Source organism: Halorubrum sp. SD626R, from assembly GCF_001261915.1.
Lineage (GTDB): Archaea > Halobacteriota > Halobacteria > Halobacteriales > Haloferacaceae > Halorubrum.
This window is the reverse complement of sequence record NZ_CVRT01000058.1, coordinates 1-20307: the sequence shown is the minus strand read 5'-3', so window position 1 is coordinate 20307 and position 20307 is coordinate 1. Positions and strand designations below refer to the sequence as shown.

Here is a 20307-nt window from a genome sequence, read left to right as displayed (position 1 = left end):
TGACCCGGACGGTGCCGGGAGCGGCGGGGAGGAACCCACCGCTCCCGGCACCGTCCACCTCGTCGGTTCCGGCCCGGGCGACCCGGACCTCATGACCGTGAAGGCCGCCCGGCTGATCGAGTCGGCCGACGTGGTCCTCCACGACAAGCTCCCCGGCCCGGAGATCCTGGGGGAGATCCCCGAGGAGAAGCGCGAGGACGTCGGCAAGCGCGCCGGCGGCGAGTGGACCCCGCAGGAGTACACGAACCGGCGGCTCGTCGAACTGGCGCGCGAGGGGAAGTCCGTCGTCCGGCTCAAAGGCGGCGACCCGTTCGTCTTCGGGCGGGGCGGCGAGGAGGCGGAACACCTCGCCGACGCCGGGATCCCCTTCGAGGTCGTCCCCGGCGTCACCTCGGCGATCGCGGGCCCCGCGGTCGCCGGGATCCCCGTGACGCACCGCGATCACGCCTCCTCCGTCTCCTTCGTCACGGGCCACGAGGACCCGACGAAGGCGGAGTCGGCGGTCGACTGGGACGCGCTCGCCGCGACCGGCGGGACGGTCGTCGTGCTGATGGGCGTCGGCAAGCTCCCCGCCTACACCGCCGAGCTCCGCGACGCCGGCCTCGCCGGCGACACGCCGGTCGCGCTGGTCGAGCGCGCGACGTGGCCGGAGATGCGCGTCGCGACCGGGACGCTCGACACGATCGTCGACGTCCGCGACGAGGCGGGAATCGAGCCGCCCGCGATCACCGTCATCGGCGACGTGGCGGCGACCCGGGGCCGCGTCGTCGAGTTCCTGCGAAACGCCGACGGGCGAGGTGAGGAGACGTGAGCGACGGAAATACCAGCGACGGCGACGACGCCCCCCGCGTCGCCGTCTTCCGTCCGGCCGACGAGCGGATCGACGACGCCGCGGCGCTGCTGGAGTCGCTCGGCGTCGACCCGGTCGCCGACCCGATGCTCGCGGTCGAGCCGACGGGCGCGGTCCCGGCCGCGGCCCCGTGGGTCGTCCTCACGAGCAAGACCGGCGTCGAGCTCGCGGCCGAGGCGGGCTGGGAGCCGGGCGACGCGAGGCTCGCCGCCATCGGCCCCGCGACCGCGGCCGCGGCGCGCGAGGCCGGCTGGACCGTCGACGCGGTCCCCGACGAGTACACATCGGCGGGGCTCGTCGAGGCGCTCTCCGGGCGCGTCGACGGCGAGCGCGTCGAGGTGGCGCGCTCGGACCACGGCAGCGACGTGCTACTGACGGGCCTCCGCGAGGCGGGCGCGACGGTGAACGAGACGGTCCTCTATCGGCTGACGAGACCCGAGAACGCCGGCGAGTCGGCCGAACTCGCCGCCGACGGCGACCTCGACGCCGTCGCGTTCACCTCGTCGCTCACGGTGACGCACCTCCTTGACGCCGCCGCGGAGCGAGGGGTCCGCGACGCCGCGGTCGCGGGCCTCGCCGACGCGACCGTCGGCGCCATCGGCGCGCCGACCGCGGAGACGGCGGCCGAACACGGGATCGACGTCGACGTCGTCCCGGCCGACGCCGACTTCGCGGCCCTCGCGGCGGCCGTCGTCGAGGCGGTGAGCGACGGCGGCCCGGACGACGACACCTAACGGATCCGTCAGTTTTCAGCGTCGAGATTTCACGGCGCGTCGGATCGCGATCGTCGTTCTCACGGGTCTCTTCCACGAACTGAGGCTCACCCGACGCGCCCATAATTATCAATTCAGATATCTAGTGCCGAATATTTATTATCCGACAGGTGAGAGGTGGCGGCATGCAACCGAGCGAGCGCTGGTCGCTGCGGACCGACGACGCGGCGTTAGTCGTCGAGTTCCCGCACGGGACGGGGCTCAGCCCCGCCGACGGCGAGGCGCTCCTCGACCGGTGGCGGAGCGTCACCGCGGACCGCGCGGTCGACGCCGTCGTGCTCGTCGTGCGGACGAGCCGCCCGTGTTCCGACGCCGGGCGGCGGGCGCTCCGCGAGTCCGCGCAGATCGCGGTCGCCCGCGGCGTGGACCGGTTCGCCGTCGTCGGTCAGCGCTCGAAGCGGCGGTATCTCAAGCGCACGATCGACGTCGAGGGGGTCGACACCGAGGCGTTCAACGACGACGACGCCGCGCTGCGGTGGGCGAAGTGCCCGTCGGCGCCCGCGTCCTCCGTCGAGACGTCGTCGTAGCTAGCTGCCGTCCCCGGCCGCGGTCCCGTCTTCGGCGGTTCCGTTCTCGGCGTCCCCGTCGTCGCTCTCCTCGTCGTCGGAGTCGTCGGCCCCGTCCTCGCCGTCATCATTTTCGTCGTCGTCATCGGCTTCGTCCTCGTCATCTTCGTCGTCCTCGTCGTCGATCTCGTTGACATCGACGTCTCGGCCCGCGACCCCGCTCCCGGAGATCACGGGCTTGAGGATGTAGCCGTTGTTCGGCCCCCGCTTGACGACGTTGATGTCGAAGACGAAGCTGACCGGCTCGTCGGGCGTGACCTCGAAGCCGTTCGTGATCTGGAGCTTCTCGCTCGGGAGCTTCACGTCGACCGTCTCACCGCCGACGACCCCCTCAACGTTCGAAACCTCGAGTTCGATCTTCTCGTAGCTTCCCGCCGGAATCTCACCGTCGAACACGGCGATCGCGTCGTCCTCGATCACCCGCGTGAGGTCGACCGTCGCGCCGTCGAGTTCCACGAGAGTGAAGCCGCGGTCCCCCTCGTCGCCGTCCCCTTCGTCCTCGTCGCCGTCCCCTTCGTCCTCGTCGCCGTCCCCTTCGTCCTCGTCGCCGTCCCCTTCGTCCTCGTCGCCGTCCTCCTCGTCGTCTTCCTCGGGTTCGTCCTCGTCGCCGTCCCCTTCGTCCTCGTCGCCGTCCCCTTCGTCCTCGTCGCCGTCCCCTTCGTCCTCGTCGCCGTCCCCTTCGTCCTCGTCGCCGTCCTCCTCGTCGTCTTCCTCGGGTTCGTCGTCTGCGTCGTCCCCGCCGTCTCCGTCGTCCGTCTCGTTCGCGTCGTCGCCTTCGTCTGCCGTTCCGTTCACCGGCTCGTCGTCGTCGTTGTCGGTCTCCGTGACGTTCTGATCGGAGCCGTCGTCCGACTCCGCCTCCTCTTCCTCGTCGGTCTCCTCATCCTCGTCACCCTCCTCCCCGTCGTCGTCCTCGCCCTCCCGCGCCTCGAAGACGCGGGCCCGATCGAGGGTGACGTCCAGCCGGTCGAAGTCGGCGATGTCGGCCGGGGCGTCGCTGATGAGGAGCCGGAAGTTCCCGGTGAGCGTCTGGGAGCCGTCCGAGCCGTCCGAGCCGTCAGAGTCGTCCGAGCCGTCCGAACCGCCCGTCGACGGGAGGGATCCGTCACCGGCGCACCCGGCGAGCAGCGTCGCGCTCGCGCCGGCGCCGAGGGCGACGAACCTTCGACGGCCGACGCCGTCGGTCGACGCGTCCGTCGAGCGGTCCTCGCCTGCCGTTCGTGATCCGTCGTCGCCTGTCGTCCGTGGTCGGTCCGTCATGGTGAGTCGACGAAGGGGCCGTACACGGGTATAAACCGGAGATACTCCGTCCGAATTTGCGCGGATAAAGCCGGTTTTAGCGGTTGTCGCGTCGGTTCGGCGCGACCGGCGGCGATCCCGACGGCGGCGGGCTACGGGCCGGCCGTCTCGATTCCCGCCTCCTCGACCACGCGCTTCGCCTCCCGGGTGGCGCGCGCGCGGACCGCGTCGGCGTCGATCCCGACGTGCTCGCCGTCGTCGTACCGGACCTCGCCGTCGACCATCGCGAACGTCACGTCGTCGCCGTGGGCGGCGTAGACGAGGTGGGAGAGGGGGTCGTGGATCGGGGTGGCGCGCGTGCGATCGGTGGTGAGCCCGATCACGTCCGCGCGCCGACCCTCGCGGAGGGTCCCCAGTCGGTCGAAGCCGGCGGCGCGCGCGCCGTTCGTCGTCGCCATCTCCAGCACGGTCGCGGCCGGGAGCCGGGTGGGGTCGCGGGCGTCCACCTTCCCGAGGAGGCTCGCCTGTCGCATCTCGGTGAACGGGTCGAGCGTGTTGTTGCAGGGCGGGCCGTCGCTGCCGAGCGCGACCGCGATCCCGCGGTCGAGGTAGTCCTGGACGGGAGCGATCCCCGATGCGAGCTTCATGTTCGAGGACGGGCAGTGGGTGACGACCGTGTCGGTCTCGGCGAGCACCTCGCGCTCGCGCTCGTCGGTGTGCACGCAGTGTGCGAGCGTCACGTCCGGGCCCGTCAGGCCGACCTCGTCGAGCCACAGGACGTTCCGCATCCCCGTGTCGGCCTCCACCGACGCGATCTCGTCCTCGTTTTCGCTGGCGTGGGTGTGGATCGTCACGCCGTCGTGGCGGTCGGCGAGCTCGCGACAACCCCGCAGGCACGCCTCGCTGCAGGTGACGGCGAATCGGGGGGTGACCGCGTACCGGACCCGGCCGCCGGCGGCGCCGTGGTACTCTGAGATTAGGGCCTCGCTCTCGGCGAGCGCGGCGTCGGTCTCCTCGATGAGCCCGTCGGGCGAGTCGCGGTCCATTAACACCTTCCCGAGCCGCGCGCGGATCCCCGTCTCGATCGCGGCCTCGAACGCCTCGTCAGCGTGGTTCACCGAGAGGTGGTCGACGACGGTCGTTGTCCCCGATTCGAGACACTCCAGGTATCCCAGTTCGGCGGCGGCGCGGGTCGCCTCGGCGTCCATCGCGGCCTCCATCGGGAGCACGGCGTCGAACAGCCAGTCGAGGAGCGCGGCGTCGTCGGCGATCCCACGGCCGAGCGACTGCACCGAGTGCACGTGGCCGCCGACCAGTCCGGGGGCGACGATGTCGACCTCGCGCCGCTCGCGGTCGGGGTACTCGTCGCGGAGGGCGGCGGCCTCGCCGACCGCGGCGATCGTCTCGCCCTCGACGACGACGGCGCCCTCGGGGATCACGGTCTCGGGGTCGGCGACGACGGTTCCGGCGATCAGCATGTCCGTCCGTTCCTGACGGTCGACTCATAAGAGGGTGTCCCTCGCGGGACCCCAGGGGGTCGGAGCGGTCGCACGCTCGCCGACCGACGGCTATTCGTTCCGGCCGCCCGCACCCGGATCCGTGCTCAGATACGTGACGACGAACCCCGGGAAGGTGCGCGAGGCGGAGCGCTACCTCCCGGACGGCTCGGTGGAGCGGCTCGACTTCGACTACCCGGAGATCCAGGCGGCCGAACTCGGTCCCATCGCCGCGCGCGGCGCCCGGGAGGCGTACCGCCACGTCGGCGAACCGGTGCTCGTCGACGACGCGGGGCTGTTCGTCGAGGGGCTCGACGGCTTCCCCGGGCCGTACTCCTCGTACGTCGAGGAGACGCTCGGCATCGAGCGCGTCCACGAGATCGCGGCCGACCTCGACGACCGCCGGGCCGCGTTCCGCTGTACCCTGGGCTACTGCGACGGCGAGGGGTTCGCCGCGAGCCCGGACCCGGTCGACCGGGGGGACCGGAACGCGGCCGCGGCGGCGGGCCCGGGCGGAGACGGCGACGAGGACGGGGCCGGTCAGCACGGCGAGGCCGAGACGCTCCCGGTCAAGCTGTTCGAGGGGTACGTCCCCGGTCGGATCGTCGCGCCGCGCGGGGAGGGCGGCTTCGGCTACGACCCGATCTTCGAACACGACGGCGAGACGTTCGCCGAGATGGACACCGACCGGAAGAACGCGGTGTCGCACCGCGGTCGCGCGTTAGAGAAGTTCGCGGAGTGGTACGCCGACCGCTGAGGCGACTCTGGACGGAGCCGCGGGCGGCTCAGGCGACCTCCTCGATCGCGTCCGCGAGCAGGTCGGCGCCGAGTTCGATCTCGCGCTCGGTGACGTCGAGGGGCGGGAGGACCCGGAGCACGTCGTGGCCGCACGCCAGCGTGAGTAGGCCCCGGGAGAACGCCGCCTTCAGGACCGCGTCGCGGCGATCCTTCGAGGCGAACTGGAGCGCGAGCAGCAGCCCCTTCCCGCGGACGTCCTCGACGCCCGGCAGGTCGGCGTCGCGCATCGTCTCCTTGAACTGTCGGCCCCGGACGGTGGCGTTGTCCATGAGGTCGTGCTCGCGGATCGCGTCGAGCGTCAGCGCGCCCTGCGCGGCGGCGACGATGTCGCCCGCGCCCCACGTCGACGAGAGCCGGCTCTTCTCCTCGGGGAACACGTCTTCGCGGGAGACCGTCGCGCCGACGCGGAGCCCCTTCGCGCTGGAGATCACGTCGGGTTCGAGCGCGTAGTGGTCGGAGCCCCACAGCTCGCCGGTGCGGCCGACGCCGGACTGGATCTCGTCGGCGATCAGGGTGATGTCGTGCTCGTCGACGAGGGCGGCGATCTCGTCGGTGAACGCCTCAGAGGGGAACCGGTAGCCGCCCTCCCCCTGGATCGGTTCGAGGATGAGGTACGCCACGTCGTCGGGATCGATATGGCCGCGCTCGGGATCGAGCTTCTCGCGGAGCCGGGAGACGCCGCCGGCGAAGAAGCCGCACGAGCAGGTCTCCGGGGTGCAGGTCCGGTCCTCGCAGAACGGGGCGTCGTGGACGCCGCTTATCTCCGGGAACTCCCGGCGGTAGACGGACTTGGAGCGGTTGAGCGAGAGCGCGCCGAGCGTCCGCCCGTGGAACGCGCCGTCGAAGGTGATCGCGTGCTTGGCGCCGCCGGAGTCGTCGTACGCGATCTTGATCGCGTTCTCGACCGCCTCGGCCCCGGAGTTCGAGAGGAAGACGGTGTCCATGTCGTAGTGAGCGGTGGCCTCGGTGAGCCGCTCCATCAGCCCGGACGACCCCGGGACCCCGTCGCCCGGGGACTCGCCGCCGGCGACGTAGAAGTCCTGGCCCGCGATCTTCAGCGGGTCGACGAGGTCGAACTCGGCGAGCGGCTCCATAATCTTCGGGTTGTTGTACCCGAGCGGCGCGGCGGCGACGTGGCTCGTGAAGTCCATGAGGACGTTGCCGTCGACGTCGGTGCAGAAGGGGCCCTCCGCGGGCGCGGTGCGGTCCCAGACGAACTCGTAGACGTACGTGCTCGGCGCGGCCGACTCGTGGTGGTAGTCGACCCACTCCCGCGCGCGGTCGCCCGGGAGCTCGGTGACCTCGGGGGTGGCCGTGTGGCGATCCATGCCGACGCGTCGCACGCGAGCCGAATAAAGCCGGGGCGATCCCGCGGTCGTTGGAGATAGCTCCAACCGCGGCTCGCGGACGGGGAAGCGGCGGGAGGGAGAGCGGCGAACGGAGCGGAGAGAAGCGACGGGCGGCGAGCAGCGGGGTCGATCAGTGGTCGACGTACTGCGTCTCCCACTCGGTCCGGGCCTCGATCTCGCGGCGACCGCGGCGCGTCAGCGTGTAGTAGTTCGTGCGGCGGTCGCGCTGCCCCTTCTCCACGAGCCCCTTCTCGACGAGGGTGTCGAGGTTGGGGTAGAGCCGGCCGTGGTGGATTTCCTTCTCGTAGTACTCCTCGAGCTCCTCTTTGATCGCGAGCCCGTGGGGCTCGTCCAGGCCGGCGATCACGTAGAGCAGGTCACGCTGAAAACCAGTAAGGTCGTACATACAACTGACCGTACATTCCCGTTCTAAATAAATAAATATGCCGTTATGACAGACCTCGATCCGCGCTTCGACCCGCAGAGTCACTCGATCCGCGCGGTTTGGTTCTGTCAACAGATCAACTATGTTGCGCGAATCCGAGCCCGAACCGGCGCCTCGACCGAACGCTCGAAAACTGATACGTCGGCGTCGGACCCGTCGCTCGTGGCGCGTCGGGAAGCGACGGGAATCGCCCGAGCGGTCGCTCCCGAGCGTCGGCGATGGACGGCCGCGTCGCTCGCGAAGAGATAGTAGCGGTGAGCAGAAAGCCGGCGCGCCCGACGCGGAAAAAAGCCGCGTCGGGCGGCCGATTGGTCCCCGCTGACGCTTCGGCCCTCCAGACGAAGCGTCACGTGACAATATAGGGTTCAAACTGATAAAGGTAACGAGCCTCCGCTATTGGTGTTCGATCGGTCACACGTTACAGGGGTCGAAACGAGTCGGTGAGTCGGGACGAGTCGCTCACATGTGTTCTTCCTCCAGCACCCAGCCGAGCGCGCGCTTGTAGTGGGTGAACAGCTGTTCGACGCCCCGGTGATTCATCTCCTCGTCGTCGAGCTGCTCGCGGAGGAACTCGTACTGCTCGCGGATCTCGTCTTCGGAGCGCATGGACGCGGGTACGATTCGGGTCGGGATAGTGTTGTGGCCGCGGACGAGTAAGTGGGTGCTCACGGATCGGCAGGGAACACTTCCAAAGCCCCAGCCGCTCGGCTGTACGCGGTTGATACCGAATCCGCGGCGAACCTCTCCAAAGCCCCAGCCGCGACGGCTCGGTGCGGTCGTTGCGGTCCTCAGTCGCTCGCGGTGCTCGCTCCCTGCGGTCCTTACGTCCCGCGCCTTCGCCCTCGCGGCTGCCCCCTTGAGTCCCGCCCCGCACCGCACAGCACCGCACCTCTCACCTCCCCAGCCTCGTCGACCGCCCTCAGCGCTGCCTCGGGCGGTCGACTCCCTCGCGCGGCGCTCCTTCGCGGCCGCCGGTGGCGGCCGCTCGGAGGCGCGCGCCGCCTGACCGAATTTCCGCTCGGATGTCCCCGCTCGCGCGCTCCGCGCTCGCTCCCGAACGATACGTTGATACGTCGACCGCCGGTACTCGGTGAGACGATGGACGACCGGACGCGGGAGTATCTGAAGGGGCGGTTCGGCGACTACTACCGCCGGGCGTCGCCGTCGCTCCCGCCGGACGCGAACCTCCGCGAGTGGGGCCACATCCCGTGGACGCCCGGCTCGGGGACGACGATGGTCCGCCACCAGTCGCTGTTCGACCTAGGCGACGTCGACACGTTCTTCGCCGACAACGCGCCCCGGCACGCCTACTTCTCGGCCGCGCGCTACGACGACCCCGGCGCCTCGACGATGTCGAGGAAAGGGTGGCGTTCGGCGGACCTGATCTTCGACCTCGACGCCGACCACCTCCCCGGCGTGGACCCGGAGGCGACGTCGTACCCGGAGATGCTCGCCGAGTGTAAGGAGGCCCTCCTGCGCCTGCTCGACTTCCTCGACGACGACTTCGCGTTCGAGGACCTCACCGTCGTCTTCTCCGGCGGGCGCGGCTACCACGTCCACGTCCGCGACGAGAGCGTCCGGGAGCTGGACAGCGAGGCGCGCCGCGAGATCGTCGACTACGTGCGCGCGATCGACCTCGACACCGAGGGCCTGATCCGCACCGTCTCCGAGCGCGGCACGACGAAGCGCGTGCTCCGCACGGAAGGCGGGTGGGGCGCGCGAGTCCACGAGGCGCTCGTCGCGTACGCCGACGACCTGCGCGACATGGACGAGGACGCGGCCCGCGAGCGCCTGATGGAGCTGGAGGGGATCGGCGAGGGGCGCGCGGAGACGATCCTCGGCGCGTTCGAGCGCAACCCGACCGCGGTCCGCGAGGGCAACGTCGAGGCCGGCGGGCCGGGCGTGCGCCGGCTCGTCTCCGCGCTCGCGTCGCGCGTGACCGCGACCGACACGGCGCCGATCGACGAGCCGGTGACCACGGACACGCGGCGGCTCATCCGGCTCCCGGGGACGCTCCACGGCGGGTCTGGCCTCGTCGTCACGCCGATCGCGCGCGACGAGCTCCCCGGCTTCGACCCGCTGCGGGACGCGGTCCCAGAGCGGTTCGTCGGGCGCGAGATCCGGATCGAGACCGACGCCGAACGGACGGTAGAATTAAACGGCGAGCGCGTTAGAGTTGAACCCGGTAGAAACACCGTGCCCGAGTTCGCCGGGGTCTTCCTCATGGCCCGCGGCGAGGCGCGGAAGGCACCCGAACGATGAACCTCGACGAGCTCAGATCGGCCCAGGCGAAGGAACGCCGCAAGGACAGCCTCCAGCACCTGCGGGACTCCTTCTACGACGACGTGGCCGCCTACGTCGCCGACCTGCGCGCGGCCCGCGACCGCCGCGCCGAGCAGGTCGACAAGCCGTTCTCGGACGACGACGTCCGCCGACTCTCCGACGAGGTCGAGACCGCCGAGGAGGTCGCCGAGGCGCTGTACGAGCGCCGCGTCGGCAAGGTCGTCAAGCTCGCGTCGTTCGCGGCCGCCGACATGTCGGTCGACGCCGACGGCATGACGACCGAGGAGCGACGGCTGTTCGACGACCTCGTCGACCGGATCAAGGCGAACAAATCGAGCGTGCTCGACGTGCTCTCGGGCGAGGTGTCCGTGGACGAGTCCGCGTCCGATCCGGCACCGGCGTCCGATCCCGATCCGGCTCCCGAGCCAGGTCCGGCGCCCGACCGCGATCCGGCGCCCGAACCCGATCCGGCACCCGCGGACGACGAGACTGCGGGCGACGGACGGCCGGCGGAGACCGACGCGGCCACCGACGCGCTCACCGGCGCCATGGGCGGCGCGGACGACGAGGTCGCCGACGCACTCGACGCGGCCGCCGACAAGGCGGGGGAGGCGCCGGAATCACCCCCGCCGACCGACGCGCCGGACCGCGGAGCGCCCGACGCCCCGGGCGAGGGCGCGACCACCGACGGCGGTCCGACCGCGGTTCCGCCCGACTCCGCGCCGCCGGGCGCCCCCGGCGTCGATGTCGACGGCGCCGGGAGCGCGAACGACCCTGATCCCGCCGACGGCGCGGAGGCGTCCGCCCGAGGCGACGCTGAGGCACCCTCCACGGAGAGCGCCGCCGCCTCCGCCATCGACGACCGCGAAACCGTCCGGATCACGCGCGACGTCGGCGCCATCCTCGGCGTCGACGAGCGGGAGTACGACCTCGCGACCGAGGACGTCGTGACCCTCCCCGCCGAGAACGCGGCGCCGCTCGTCGAGCGGGACGCCGCGGAGCGGCTCGACTGAGCCGGTAGCGCGACGCGTGGACCCTCCGAGGTCGCCCGACATCGGGACCGACGAGCACTAACGCCCCGGGGGGCTACGGGACGGCAATGGAGGTCGAGTTCCTCGGCGGCGCCCGCGAGGTCGGTCGGAGTGCGGTCCTCGTCGACGACGCGCTGCTCCTCGACTACGGGCTGTTGACCGCGGAGCCGCCGCAGTACCCGGTCCGCGATCCCGAGCCCGACGCGGTCGTCGTCTCGCACGGCCACCTCGACCACGCGGGCGCGGTGCCGGCGCTGCTGAAGGGCGACCGCCGGCCCGCGGTCCACTGGACGCCCCCCACCGCGGACCTGACCCGAACCCTCGCGCGCGACACGCTCAAGCTGCACGGCAACAGCCCGCTCTGTCCCTTCTCCGAGGAGCACGTCGCGCGGCTCGGTGAGGTCGAGGAACGGCACGCGTACGGGGAGCCGTTCGTCGTCGATGCCGGGGGGACGGAGTACGAGATGACGCTTCGCAACGCCGGGCACATCCCGGGATCGGCACACGTTCTCATCGACGACGGCGACGACCGACTGCTGTACACCGGCGACTTCCACACCGACGACCAGCGGCTCGTCTCGGGGACGACGGCGCGGCCCGACGCCGACGCCGTGATCTGCGAGTCGACGTACGCGGACGTGGCCCACGAGGACCGCCGCGCCGTCGAGGACCGCTGGGCCGAGAGCGCCCGGACGACGACCTGGGAGGGCGGGACCGTCGTCGCGCCCGCGTTCGCGATCGGACGGACCCAAGAGATGATGCTCGTCGCCGAGGCGAACGACCTCACCCCCTACGTCGACGGGATGGGGACCGGGGTGACGCGACTGGTCCGGCGGTATCCCGAGTTCCTGCGCGACTCCGAGGCGCTCCGCCGGGCGACGGGCGCCGCCCGGTTCGTCACCGGTCGCGACGGCCAGCGCGAGCGGATCGCCGCCGACAACGCGCTGATAATCACCACCTCCGGGATGCTCGCGGGCGGTCCGGTCCGCTCGTACCTCCCGAGGATCCGGGGGAACCCGACGAACCTCGTGACGCTGACCGGCTACCAAGTCGAGGGGACGCCGGGCCGAGAGCTGCAGGACCGCGGACGATTGGAGCTGAACGGTCGGGTGCGCCCCGTCAGCGCCCGGGTGGAGTCGTACGACTTCTCGGCGCACGCCGACCGCGAGGGGCTGGAGTCGTTCTTGGACTCGTACAGCGGCGCGCGGGTGCTCGTGAACCACGGCGACCGGTGCGAGGCGTTCGCCGAGGATCTCCGAGCCGACGGCTACGACGCGAGCGCGCCCGATATCGGTGAACGAGTCGAACTGTAGGAAAAACGAATCGAACTACGGGAGGAGACCGGTCGTCGCCCTCGCTCGCGGCGACGCGCCGACTACTCGCCGCCGTCGGTGTACGCCCGATCGTCGAGCACGCGGTCCGCGGTGGCGTTCGCCTCCGCCGGGCTGGGACACTGGCCGGCGACGACCTCGTCGGTGAGGTCGCAGGCGAGCGCGTAGACGGCCGAGCCGTCGGCGCGTTCGGCGACGCGCTCGAACGTCGGACGGTAGCCGGCGGCCGCGCGCTGTCCGGTCTGATCCAGGGAGGCGTCGATGGCGTACTCGAGCTGACGAACCGCTTCCTGTGGTTCCATACACGAACGCTCAGCCTCGTCGCACTTAAGTATACTCGGATTCGGAATTGAGTTAATAATCGCGGACGACGGGATCCGCCGACGCGGGGAGCAGCGGATCGACGTTTATACGCGGCAGGGTCCCCGAGGGCGCTCATGACCGACGCAGACGAGCGCGCGGCCGTCGCCGAGCGCGCGGCGCGAGCGGGCGGTCGCGTGGCGCACGACCGTTTCCGGAGCGACATCGCCGTCGAGACCAAGGGCGAGGACGACGTGGTGACGGCGGCCGACCGCGCCGCCCAGCGCACCGTGATCGAGTCGATCCGGGAGTCGTTCCCGGACGACGCGATCGTCGGCGAGGAGGGCGACGAGCGCAAGACCGTCCCCGAGGAGGGCGCGGCGTGGATCATCGATCCGATCGACGGCACGCACAACTACGTCCGCGAGATCCGCGTGTGGGGCACCGCGGTCGCGGCGGTCGTCGACGGCGAGCCGGTCGCGGCCGCCACTGCCTGTCCCGCGCTCGGCGACATGTACACCGCCGACGCCGACGGCGCGTACCGGAACGGTGAGCCGATCGCCGTCAACGACGTCGCCGACCCGCGCCGGGCCGCCGTCGACCCGACGCTGTGGTGGGACCACGACGCCCGCGACGAGTACGCCAACGCCTGCGAGGCGATCGTCCGGCGGTTCGCCGACATGCGCCGGTTCGGCGCCGCGCAGGTCGTGCTCCCCACCGTCGCCGCGGGGGGGCTCGAAGGCGTCGTCTCGAACCTGCGGGCGAACCCCTGGGACTCGGTCGCCGGCGTCTTCATGATCCGGCAGGCCGGCGGGCGCGTCACCGATCTGGAGGGGAACCGCTGGCGACACGACTCGACCGGGCTCGTCGCCTCGAACGGGACCCTCCACGACGAGGTGCTCGCCGCCGCGCAGGCGATCGAGGAGTCGGAGTGAGCGCGGGTATTTATAAGTAGATCTGCGGCGGCGCGTGCCTCCGAGCGGGCCATCGGCCCGCGAGGAGCATCGCGCGAGGGACGCGGTGAGCGCTCGAAGAGCGCGAACCGCGAGGCTGGGGAGGTGTGAGGTGCGGTGCGGAGCGGTGGGGGAGGGACTCAAAGGGGCAGCCGCGAGGACGAAGCACGGCGCAGTAAGCACTACAGGGAGCGAGCGCAGCGAGCGACCGAAGCGCGGAGCAAGCCGCGCGAGTCCTCGCGGCTGGGGCTTTGAGGGTGTTCCCCGTCGATTTGGTTTCAATCATTTATAAATGAGCGGCTGGGGCTTTGGCGGTGTTCACCGGTGATCCGTCATCGACTATTTACAACCGATCAGCTGAGCCGTCTGACCCGTCAGCCATCTCGGTACCCGCTTTTCGTCGTTACACGTCCGGCTCCGAGCTACCTGCAACACCTACCGAACCGAAGACGTGTTAGTGCTCGGGGCCCAACTCCCTGTAATGGGAGTTCAGGAGCAGTACCCGTTCGACGTGGAAGCGCTCCGGGCCGATTTCCCCGTCCTCGACCGGAAGGTCGGCGGCGATCCGGAGTCGCCCGGCGAGGGGCCGGGCGACGACACGCCGCTCGTCTACCTCGACAACGCGGCGACATCGCACACGCCGGACCCGGTCGTCGACGCGATCTCGGACTACTACCGGGGCTACAACGCCAACGTCCACCGCGGGATCCACCAGTTGAGCCAGGAGGCGTCGGTCGCCTACGAGGAGGCCCACGATACCGTCGCGGACTTCGTCGGCGCGTCGGGCCGCGAGGAGATCGTCTTCACGAAGAACACCACCGAGGCGATGAACCTCGTCGCGTACGCGTGGGGGCTCGAAGAGCTCGGTCCGGGCGACAACGTCGTCCTCACGGAGATGGAACACCACGCCTCGCTCGTCACGTGGCAGCAGATCGGCAAGCGGACCGGCGCCGACGTGCGGTTCATCGACGTGACCGACGAGGGGCGGCTCGACACCGACCACGCCGCCGAGCTGATCGACGACGACACGGAGATGGTGTCGGTCGTCCACGTCTCGAACACGCTCGGCACGATCAATCCGATCGGCGAGCTGGCCGACCTCGCGCACGACCGCGACGCGCTGATCTTCGCCGACGGCGCGCAGTCGGTACCCAACCGCCCGGTCGACGTGACGGAGCTCGGCGTCGACTTCTTCGCCTTCTCGGCGCACAAGATGTGCGGGCCGACCGGGATCGGCGCGCTGTACGGCCGCGAGGAGCTGCTGGAGTCGATGCAGCCGTACCTCTACGGCGGCGACATGATCCGGCGCGTCTCCTTCGAGGACTCCACGTGGGAGGACCTCCCGTGGAAGTTCGAGGCCGGCACGCCCTCGATCGCGCAGGGGATCGCGTTCGCGGCCGCGATCGAGTACCTCGAAGAGATCGGCATGGACCGCGTCGAGGCCCACGAGGACCTGCTCGCGGAGTACGCCTACGACGAGCTGTCGGCGCTCGGCGGCGTGGAGATCTACGGGCCGCCCGGCGACGACCGCGGCGGGCTCGTCGCGTTCAACGTCGAGGGCGTCCACGCGCACGACCTCTCCAGCATCCTCAACGACTACGGGATCGCGATCCGCGCCGGGGACCACTGCACCCAGCCGCTCCACGACGAGATGGGCGTCTCCGCCTCCGCGCGCGCCTCCTTCTACCTCTACAACACCGTCGAGGAGGTCGACGCCCTCGTCGAGGCCGTCGGCGAGGCGCGCGACCTGTTCGCCTGAAATCACCGGCCGTCCGGGTCCCCGGCCGATCGCGCTCTCGTCGCGCTCGCGCTCTTCCCCGAGCTTCCCGCATCTCCTTGTCCTCCGCATGAATATATCACTGGGTAATCGCTCGTCTGAATCATCAGATGATCGCCGCCACGCTGACTGCAACCGGATCGACCGACCGTCGTCGCCTCGGGGTCAAGCGTTTTCTCGTGACAGATTGAACCGTGATAACAGGTGTGTAAGGCCGTGAGAACGTGCATCGCACAACGATTATGTCCCCGACGGCCGAATTCGTAGCTCCGGACGCGGACTTTCGGTAGCTCTCTCCGACTCGTCGAGACCTCGCCGCCGCGACCACCTGATCATGACCGACCACACGACGCGCACTACGCCCGACGACGCCGCCGACCGCGCTGCCGATCCCGATGTCGACGACGTCACCGACGACTCTAGTTCCGATACCGACGCCACCGCCGCCGACGCCGAAGCGATCGCGCTGCTCCACGTCGAGCCGGACCCGCGCTCCGCAGAGGTGTTTTCTGTGTTCGTGGACCGGTCGGCCGACGGGATCGCGTCCAGATCGGTCGACGGGACGGCGGCGGCGCTCGACGCGATCGACGAGGTCGACTGCGTCGTGACCGAACACCGCCTCCCCGACGGCTCCGGGGTCGAGTTGGTCGACCAGATCCGGCGGCGAGACGTCGACGTGCCCGTCGTGTTTCACACCACCTGTCGCGATCCCGAGACCGAGGCCGCGGCGCTCGACGCCGGCGCCGACGCGTACTTCTCCAAGCGATCGGAGCGGGACCAGTACGAGCGCGTCCTCGAACGGATTCGTGGGCTCGTCGGCGATGGCACCTCTCGGACCGCCCCCGCGACGACGGACATCCCCTCGGGCGTGTCGGCGTCGTCCGACGCCGAGGAATAGCCGCTCGCTGGGGGCGACGGAACCCTTTTGACCCGCACCGGCCTATCTAAGGCCGATATGGGACTGGGCTCGGACATGTACCGGCAGCAGATCCTCGACCACTACAAGAACCCGCGCAACTACGGGGAGCTCGAGGAGCCGGACTTCACGCACGTCGGCGAGAACCCCTCCTGCGGCGACACGATCCGGATGGACGTCGACCTCGACGAGGCGGGCGAGAGGATCGAGGCGGTGCGGTTCACCGGCGACGGCTGCGCCATCTCGATGGCCTCCGCGAGCATGCTCTCGGAGCGGCTCCACGGGATGGCGGTCGCGGAGCTCCACGAGATGGACACGGACGACGTCACGGAGATGCTCGGCGTCGACATCTCCCCGATGCGCGTGAAGTGCGCGGTGCTCGGCCGGCAGGTCGCGCAGGACGGCTCGAAGATCCACCGCGGCGAGCTCGACCCCGACGACCGCACGATCACCGAGGAGTAGTCGGCCCCGCGGCGGCGACCGTGCCCCGCCGACTCCGGCCGTCCCGAGCCCACGGACTTTTGCTCGTCAACGACGTGCGTCCACGTATGAGCGACGGGTTCGACAAGGAGGCCGAACGGGAGAAGCTCCGCGAGAAGTTCGCGGACGACGAGGAGGAGCGCGCGCACACTCAGCGGATGTCGGAGCTCCTCCTCCAGGGAGCGACGATGACGAACCGCCACTGCGACGACTGCGGCGACCCCATCTTCCGGAAGGACGGACAGGAGTTCTGTCCGACCTGCCACACGGTCGACGCCGCGGACGCCGAGGGCGCCGACCCGGCTGCAGCCGGGGAGTCGGCGATGTCAACGACTGACGAGCAGTCGCCTCCGACAACCGGCGGGGAGTCGCCCCCGGCGGCCGGGGAAAACGGGGCGACTGGCCCGCAGCGAGCCGATCGGGAACCGGCGGGGTCAGGTTCCGGGCCGGCCGCCGAAACGTCGGATCCCCCGGTCACCGAAGCGGCCGAACCGTCGACCGCGACCGGATCGACCGCGACCGGATCGGCTCCGACCGAGTCGACTCCGACCGCGGACGCGTCCGGGCACGAGACCGCGTCGCCGGCGCGCGCCGGATCCGAGAGCGTCGCCGACGCTCGGGCGTCGCTGGCGCGGACCCTCAATCGATTCGCCGCCGCGGCCGAGGAGACGGACGACCCCCGTCGGGCGCGCGACCGCCTGCAGGCGGCGCGCGAGGCGGCCGAAACGCTCGTGGCGCTCGATAGGTAGCGAAGAGCGCGGCAGCGGGGAACACCTTAGCGAAAGACGAGAGGGACCGAACGAGAAAGACGAGAACCGTAGACTACGTCTGACCCCGAGTGACCGCTCAGGCGCCCGTCGCCTGCCCGGCCGGCTCCATCTCCTCCCAGCTCGGGCGCTGGTCGCTCAACAGCGACCGGACGATCCGGACGACTGTGTCGGTTCCGCCGCAGCAGTCCACCTCGCCGCGCTCGACGCTCCGGACGAACCGGTCTAGGTCAGCCAGCGTCACCGCACCGGACGCGACGGCGCCGGTGATCGTCTCCGTTTCGCTCTCCATCGTCCGCACCAGGTCGGTCGGTGCGGTCGGACTCTGTCGGTCGGTGTGCGATGCGATATCGGACTGCTTCGCGGTTATGTCGATTGTTACTATAGAACGAGTCAATATATTGCTACCGGTAGCTACCGGTTTCGTATCATGTCGATCCGGAGGGCTCTCGACGGTCGCGTCGCTCCCCGAACTACTGATGCGTCGCTCACCGCGTTCGCCGCGTGGCGCTCCCACCGCCGGCTTACCGTCCGCTCTCGACGGCCACCAGCATGTCCGTCGCGAGCTGCTCGGCGCGGTCGGCGTCGGCGGACTCGGCGTAGATCCGGATCTTCGGCTCCGTCCCGGACGGGCGCACGAGGACCCACGCGTCGCCGTAGTCGAGGCGGTAGCCGTCGGTGGTGTTCGGCTCGGCGTCCGCCGTCTCCACGTAGGCCCGCGCCGCCGAGAGCATGTCGTCGCGCTCGCCGTCGTCGGCGTACCCGACGTTGCGCCGCACGAAGTGGTAGTCGGCGTACGGGGCGACGATCTCGCTGGCGGGGTCGCCGGCGGCCGCGAGCAGTTCGAGGAAGCGCGCGCCGATGTACGCGCCGTCGCGGGAGAGCCGATACGGCGGGAAGAACACCCCGCCGTTCCCCTCGCCGGCGACGGGCACGTTCGTCCCCTCCTCGTGGAGTTCCCGGGTTCGGGTGATGATGTTCGTCGCCCCGATGGGCGTGAGTTCGAGGGCTGCGTCGTTGGCGTCGCAGACGTCGACGAGCCGCTGGGAGACGTTCACCGCGCTGACGACCGCGTCGCCGGGCTCCAGACAGGCGTCGGCCATCGCCGCGAACGAGGTGTCGCCGTCGACGAACGAGCCCGTCTCGTCGACGAAGACGGCGCGGTCCGCGTCGCCGTCGTGGGCGATCCCCACGTCGGCGTCGGTGGTCGCGACGAGCCGTCGGAGGTCCCCCAGGTTCTCCGAGACGGGCTCGGACTCCCGCCCGGGGAAGTGACCGTCCGGCGTGGCGTTCACCGTCAACACCTCACAGCCCAGCTCGCGGTAGATCCGCGGCGAGGACACCGACGCCGCCCCGTGGCCGGGATCGACCGCGACCGTGAGGTCGGCGCCGGCGATCGCCTCGCGGTCGACCGCGTCGATCAGCTGGTTCACGTAGTCGTCGACCGCGCCCTCGACGGCGGTCGTCGCGCCGGCGGCCCGCCAGTCGGCGAGGTCGTACTCGTCGTCGAGGACGCGGCGCTCGACGCGTTCGAGCACGTCGACCGAGAGCTCGACGCCGTCGTCGCCGACGAGCTTGATCCCGTTGAACTCCGGGGGGTTGTGCGAGGCGGTGACGAGCACGGCGGGGACCCCGGCCGACTCGCAGTAGCTGCCGACGGCGGGCGTCGGCGCGACCCCGAGCCGGTCGACGTCGCAGCCGACGGCGGCCAGCCCGCTCGCGGCGGCGTTGGCGAACAGCTCGCCGGTGGTACGGGTGTCCCGGGCGACGGCGACCCGGTCGGCGTCCCACACCGAGCCGGCCGCCTTCGCGATGTCGAGGACGAGCTCCGGCGTGAGGTACCGCAGCGCGACCCCGCGGATGCCGCTGGATCCGAACAGCTCCATGGGCGGCCATGCGCCGGCCGACGGGAAAGCGGTTCCGAACGCGGGGCGGGGAGGGGAAGCGACAGCGAGGACCGAGGCGGGGTCGGTCCGAACGCGTGTCCTTGAAACCCGTCCCGACCCTACGGCTCGTATGGAGCGCACGCGACGCGACCTGTTGGCGCGGACCGGGGCGACGTTCGCGGCCGCGGGAGCGGCCGGCGTGGCCGGCTGCCTCGATTTCGCCGCCGGCGACGGTCCGCAGGGGGAGGAGGGAACCCCGGAGACGCTGTCCTGCGAAGACGGCGAGTTCGTCAGGCTCGCGCAGCCGTTCGAGGGCGAGGTCGCGGGGACCCTCGTCGAGGTCGGCGAGACGACGATCGAGCTGTCCTCGGAGGGGAACTCGGAGACGTACGGCCAGCCGATCAGGCTGGTGCTGCGGAACACGGGCGACGAGCCCGCGACCACGCTCGGGCGACACGCCTACTCGCTGCAGCGAGAGACCGCCGAGGGGTGGCTCGACGTGCGCGGATCGACGACGGGCGAGGCGGTCGAGCTCCCCCGGTCCGAGGAGTCGTTCGATTCCACCGGCGCGTACAGCTGGTCGATCGACCTCGAAGAGACGGCGATCGCGTCGAACTGGGGCGTGGTCGCCGGCGACAACCGAAACGTCTCGCTTCGGCTGACGGACCCCGAAAACGCGAGCGACACCCGAACGCTCGACGACGCGAACGGCTCGCTGGACTCGGGCGACGCCGCGGGCGGGACGCTGAACGGGACGGTCCCGGATGCGTTCGGTGCCGGCGTGACGACGCTGTCGGTCGCGTCGCCGGACGACGAGGCGGCGGCTGAGGTCCGAGTCGCCGCGGCCGTCGGCACGGTTAACGGCACCGTCACCGACGAGGCGACGGGCGCGACGCTCGCGGACGTCGACGTCGTCGTCCGGAACGGCACCGAGGTCGTCGGAGAGACGGCGACCGACGCCCGCGGAGCGTACGCGGTCGACGTGCCGGCGGCGGACCGGAACGTCACGGCGAGCAACGCGACGTACGCGCCGGCGACCACGACCGTCGGTCTGAACGGGTCCGGGG

The 20307-nt window shown here is 70.8% G+C and carries 20 protein-coding genes and 1 pseudogene; 13 read left to right on the top strand and 8 right to left on the bottom strand.

Features of this window, described 5'->3' with window-relative positions:
- From cobA to SD626R_RS05710, 3 genes are all read left to right on the top strand, one after another.
- On the top strand, nt 1-811 hold an 811-nt coding region (gene cobA, locus SD626R_RS05720; protein ID WP_092564666.1), incomplete at its 5' end, for a uroporphyrinogen-III C-methyltransferase.
- Nucleotides 808-1584, top strand: a complete 777-nt coding sequence (locus SD626R_RS05715) for a uroporphyrinogen-III synthase (RefSeq protein WP_092564664.1) — start codon at nt 808-810, stop codon at nt 1582-1584. The genes cobA and SD626R_RS05715, both read left to right, overlap by 4 nt.
- A 164-nt stretch (nt 1585-1748) precedes the next feature.
- Nucleotides 1749-2150, top strand: coding sequence for a hypothetical protein (locus SD626R_RS05710; RefSeq protein WP_092564662.1), 402 nt, complete (start codon nt 1749-1751; stop codon nt 2148-2150).
- On the opposite strand, the gene SD626R_RS05705 is transcribed toward SD626R_RS05710, so the two are convergent.
- Nucleotides 2151-3449 (bottom strand): DUF4382 domain-containing protein, encoded by a 1299-nt coding sequence (locus SD626R_RS05705; protein ID WP_092564660.1) that lies wholly within the window; start codon nt 3447-3449, stop codon nt 2151-2153.
- Between the two features lie 131 nt (nt 3450-3580).
- Entirely contained in the window at nt 3581-4906 is a 1326-nt protein-coding gene (locus tag SD626R_RS05700; RefSeq protein WP_092564658.1) for a 5'-deoxyadenosine deaminase, read from the bottom strand.
- 121 nt (nt 4907-5027) lie between these two features.
- On the opposite strand from SD626R_RS05700, the gene SD626R_RS05695 reads away from it, so the two are divergent.
- Nucleotides 5028-5681: a non-canonical purine NTP pyrophosphatase gene (locus tag SD626R_RS05695; protein WP_092564656.1), complete on the top strand. Its 654-nt coding sequence runs from the start codon at nt 5028-5030 to the stop codon at nt 5679-5681.
- 28 nt (nt 5682-5709) lie between these two features.
- On the opposite strand, the gene SD626R_RS05690 is transcribed toward SD626R_RS05695, so the two are convergent.
- The 3 genes from SD626R_RS05690 to SD626R_RS16745 form a co-directional block, all read right to left on the bottom strand.
- Nucleotides 5710-7050: an aminotransferase class III-fold pyridoxal phosphate-dependent enzyme gene (locus SD626R_RS05690; protein WP_092564654.1), complete on the bottom strand. Its 1341-nt coding sequence runs from the start codon at nt 7048-7050 to the stop codon at nt 5710-5712.
- A gap of 151 nt (nt 7051-7201) precedes the next feature.
- Complete coding sequence (locus tag SD626R_RS05685; protein ID WP_092564652.1) at nt 7202-7477, bottom strand: PadR family transcriptional regulator; 276 nt, start codon at nt 7475-7477, stop codon at nt 7202-7204.
- A 498-nt stretch (nt 7478-7975) separates the two neighbouring features.
- Nucleotides 7976-8122 (bottom strand): hypothetical protein, encoded by a 147-nt coding sequence (locus SD626R_RS16745; RefSeq protein WP_176697281.1) that lies wholly within the window; start codon nt 8120-8122, stop codon nt 7976-7978.
- Between the two features lie 492 nt (nt 8123-8614).
- Here SD626R_RS16745 and priS point away from each other — a divergent pair, with 492 nt between their 5' ends.
- The 3 genes from priS (at nt 8615) to SD626R_RS05670 (ending at nt 12143) form a co-directional block, all read left to right on the top strand.
- Nucleotides 8615-9778, top strand: coding sequence for a DNA primase small subunit PriS (gene priS, locus SD626R_RS05680; RefSeq protein WP_092564650.1), 1164 nt, complete (start codon nt 8615-8617; stop codon nt 9776-9778).
- Nucleotides 9775-10812 carry a DNA replication complex subunit Gins51 gene (locus tag SD626R_RS05675; protein WP_092564648.1) on the top strand — a complete coding sequence of 346 codons (1038 nt, stop codon included), beginning with the start codon at nt 9775-9777 and terminating at the stop codon, nt 10810-10812. The genes priS and SD626R_RS05675 overlap by 4 nt, the downstream gene beginning before the upstream one ends.
- An 86-nt stretch (nt 10813-10898) precedes the next feature.
- Nucleotides 10899-12143: an MBL fold metallo-hydrolase gene (locus tag SD626R_RS05670; protein ID WP_092564646.1), complete on the top strand. Its 1245-nt coding sequence runs from the start codon at nt 10899-10901 to the stop codon at nt 12141-12143.
- 62 nt (nt 12144-12205) lie between these two features.
- On the opposite strand, the gene SD626R_RS05665 is transcribed toward SD626R_RS05670, so the two are convergent.
- The gene (locus SD626R_RS05665; protein ID WP_092564644.1) at nt 12206-12463 is read right to left on the bottom strand and encodes a hypothetical protein; all 258 of its coding nucleotides are present in this window, start codon (nt 12461-12463) and stop codon (nt 12206-12208) included.
- 135 nt (nt 12464-12598) lie between these two features.
- Between SD626R_RS05665 and SD626R_RS05660 the strand changes: the two genes are divergently transcribed.
- From SD626R_RS05660 to SD626R_RS05640, 5 genes are all read left to right on the top strand, one after another.
- On the top strand, nt 12599-13396 hold the full coding sequence (locus SD626R_RS05660; RefSeq protein ID WP_092564642.1) for an inositol monophosphatase family protein: 798 nt from the start codon (nt 12599-12601) through the stop codon (nt 13394-13396).
- 499 nt (nt 13397-13895) lie between these two features.
- Nucleotides 13896-15173 carry an aminotransferase class V-fold PLP-dependent enzyme gene (locus tag SD626R_RS05655; RefSeq protein ID WP_092564640.1) on the top strand — a complete coding sequence of 426 codons (1278 nt, stop codon included), beginning with the start codon at nt 13896-13898 and terminating at the stop codon, nt 15171-15173.
- Between the two features lie 352 nt (nt 15174-15525).
- Nucleotides 15526-16089 carry a response regulator gene (locus SD626R_RS05650; RefSeq protein WP_092564638.1) on the top strand — a complete coding sequence of 188 codons (564 nt, stop codon included), beginning with the start codon at nt 15526-15528 and terminating at the stop codon, nt 16087-16089.
- Nucleotides 16090-16146: 57 nt separating this feature from the next.
- A complete protein-coding gene (sufU, locus tag SD626R_RS05645; RefSeq protein WP_092564636.1) occupies nt 16147-16569 on the top strand; it encodes a Fe-S cluster assembly sulfur transfer protein SufU in 423 nt (140 codons plus the stop codon).
- A gap of 86 nt (nt 16570-16655) precedes the next feature.
- Nucleotides 16656-17336: an Sjogren's syndrome/scleroderma autoantigen 1 family protein gene (locus tag SD626R_RS05640; protein WP_092564634.1), complete on the top strand. Its 681-nt coding sequence runs from the start codon at nt 16656-16658 to the stop codon at nt 17334-17336.
- Between the two features lie 97 nt (nt 17337-17433).
- On the opposite strand, the gene SD626R_RS05635 is transcribed toward SD626R_RS05640, so the two are convergent.
- Entirely contained in the window at nt 17434-17646 is a 213-nt protein-coding gene (locus SD626R_RS05635) for a hypothetical protein (RefSeq protein ID WP_137782836.1), read from the bottom strand.
- Nucleotides 17647-17878: 232 nt separating this feature from the next.
- Entirely contained in the window at nt 17879-19240 is a 1362-nt protein-coding gene (gene glmM, locus SD626R_RS05630) for a phosphoglucosamine mutase (RefSeq protein ID WP_092564630.1), read from the bottom strand.
- 130 nt (nt 19241-19370) lie between these two features.
- Here glmM and SD626R_RS17170 point away from each other — a divergent pair.
- Nucleotides 19371-19850 (top strand): annotated as a pseudogene (locus tag SD626R_RS17170) (hypothetical protein); the annotation flags it as partial.
- Nucleotides 19851-20307: the final 457 nt, after the last annotated feature.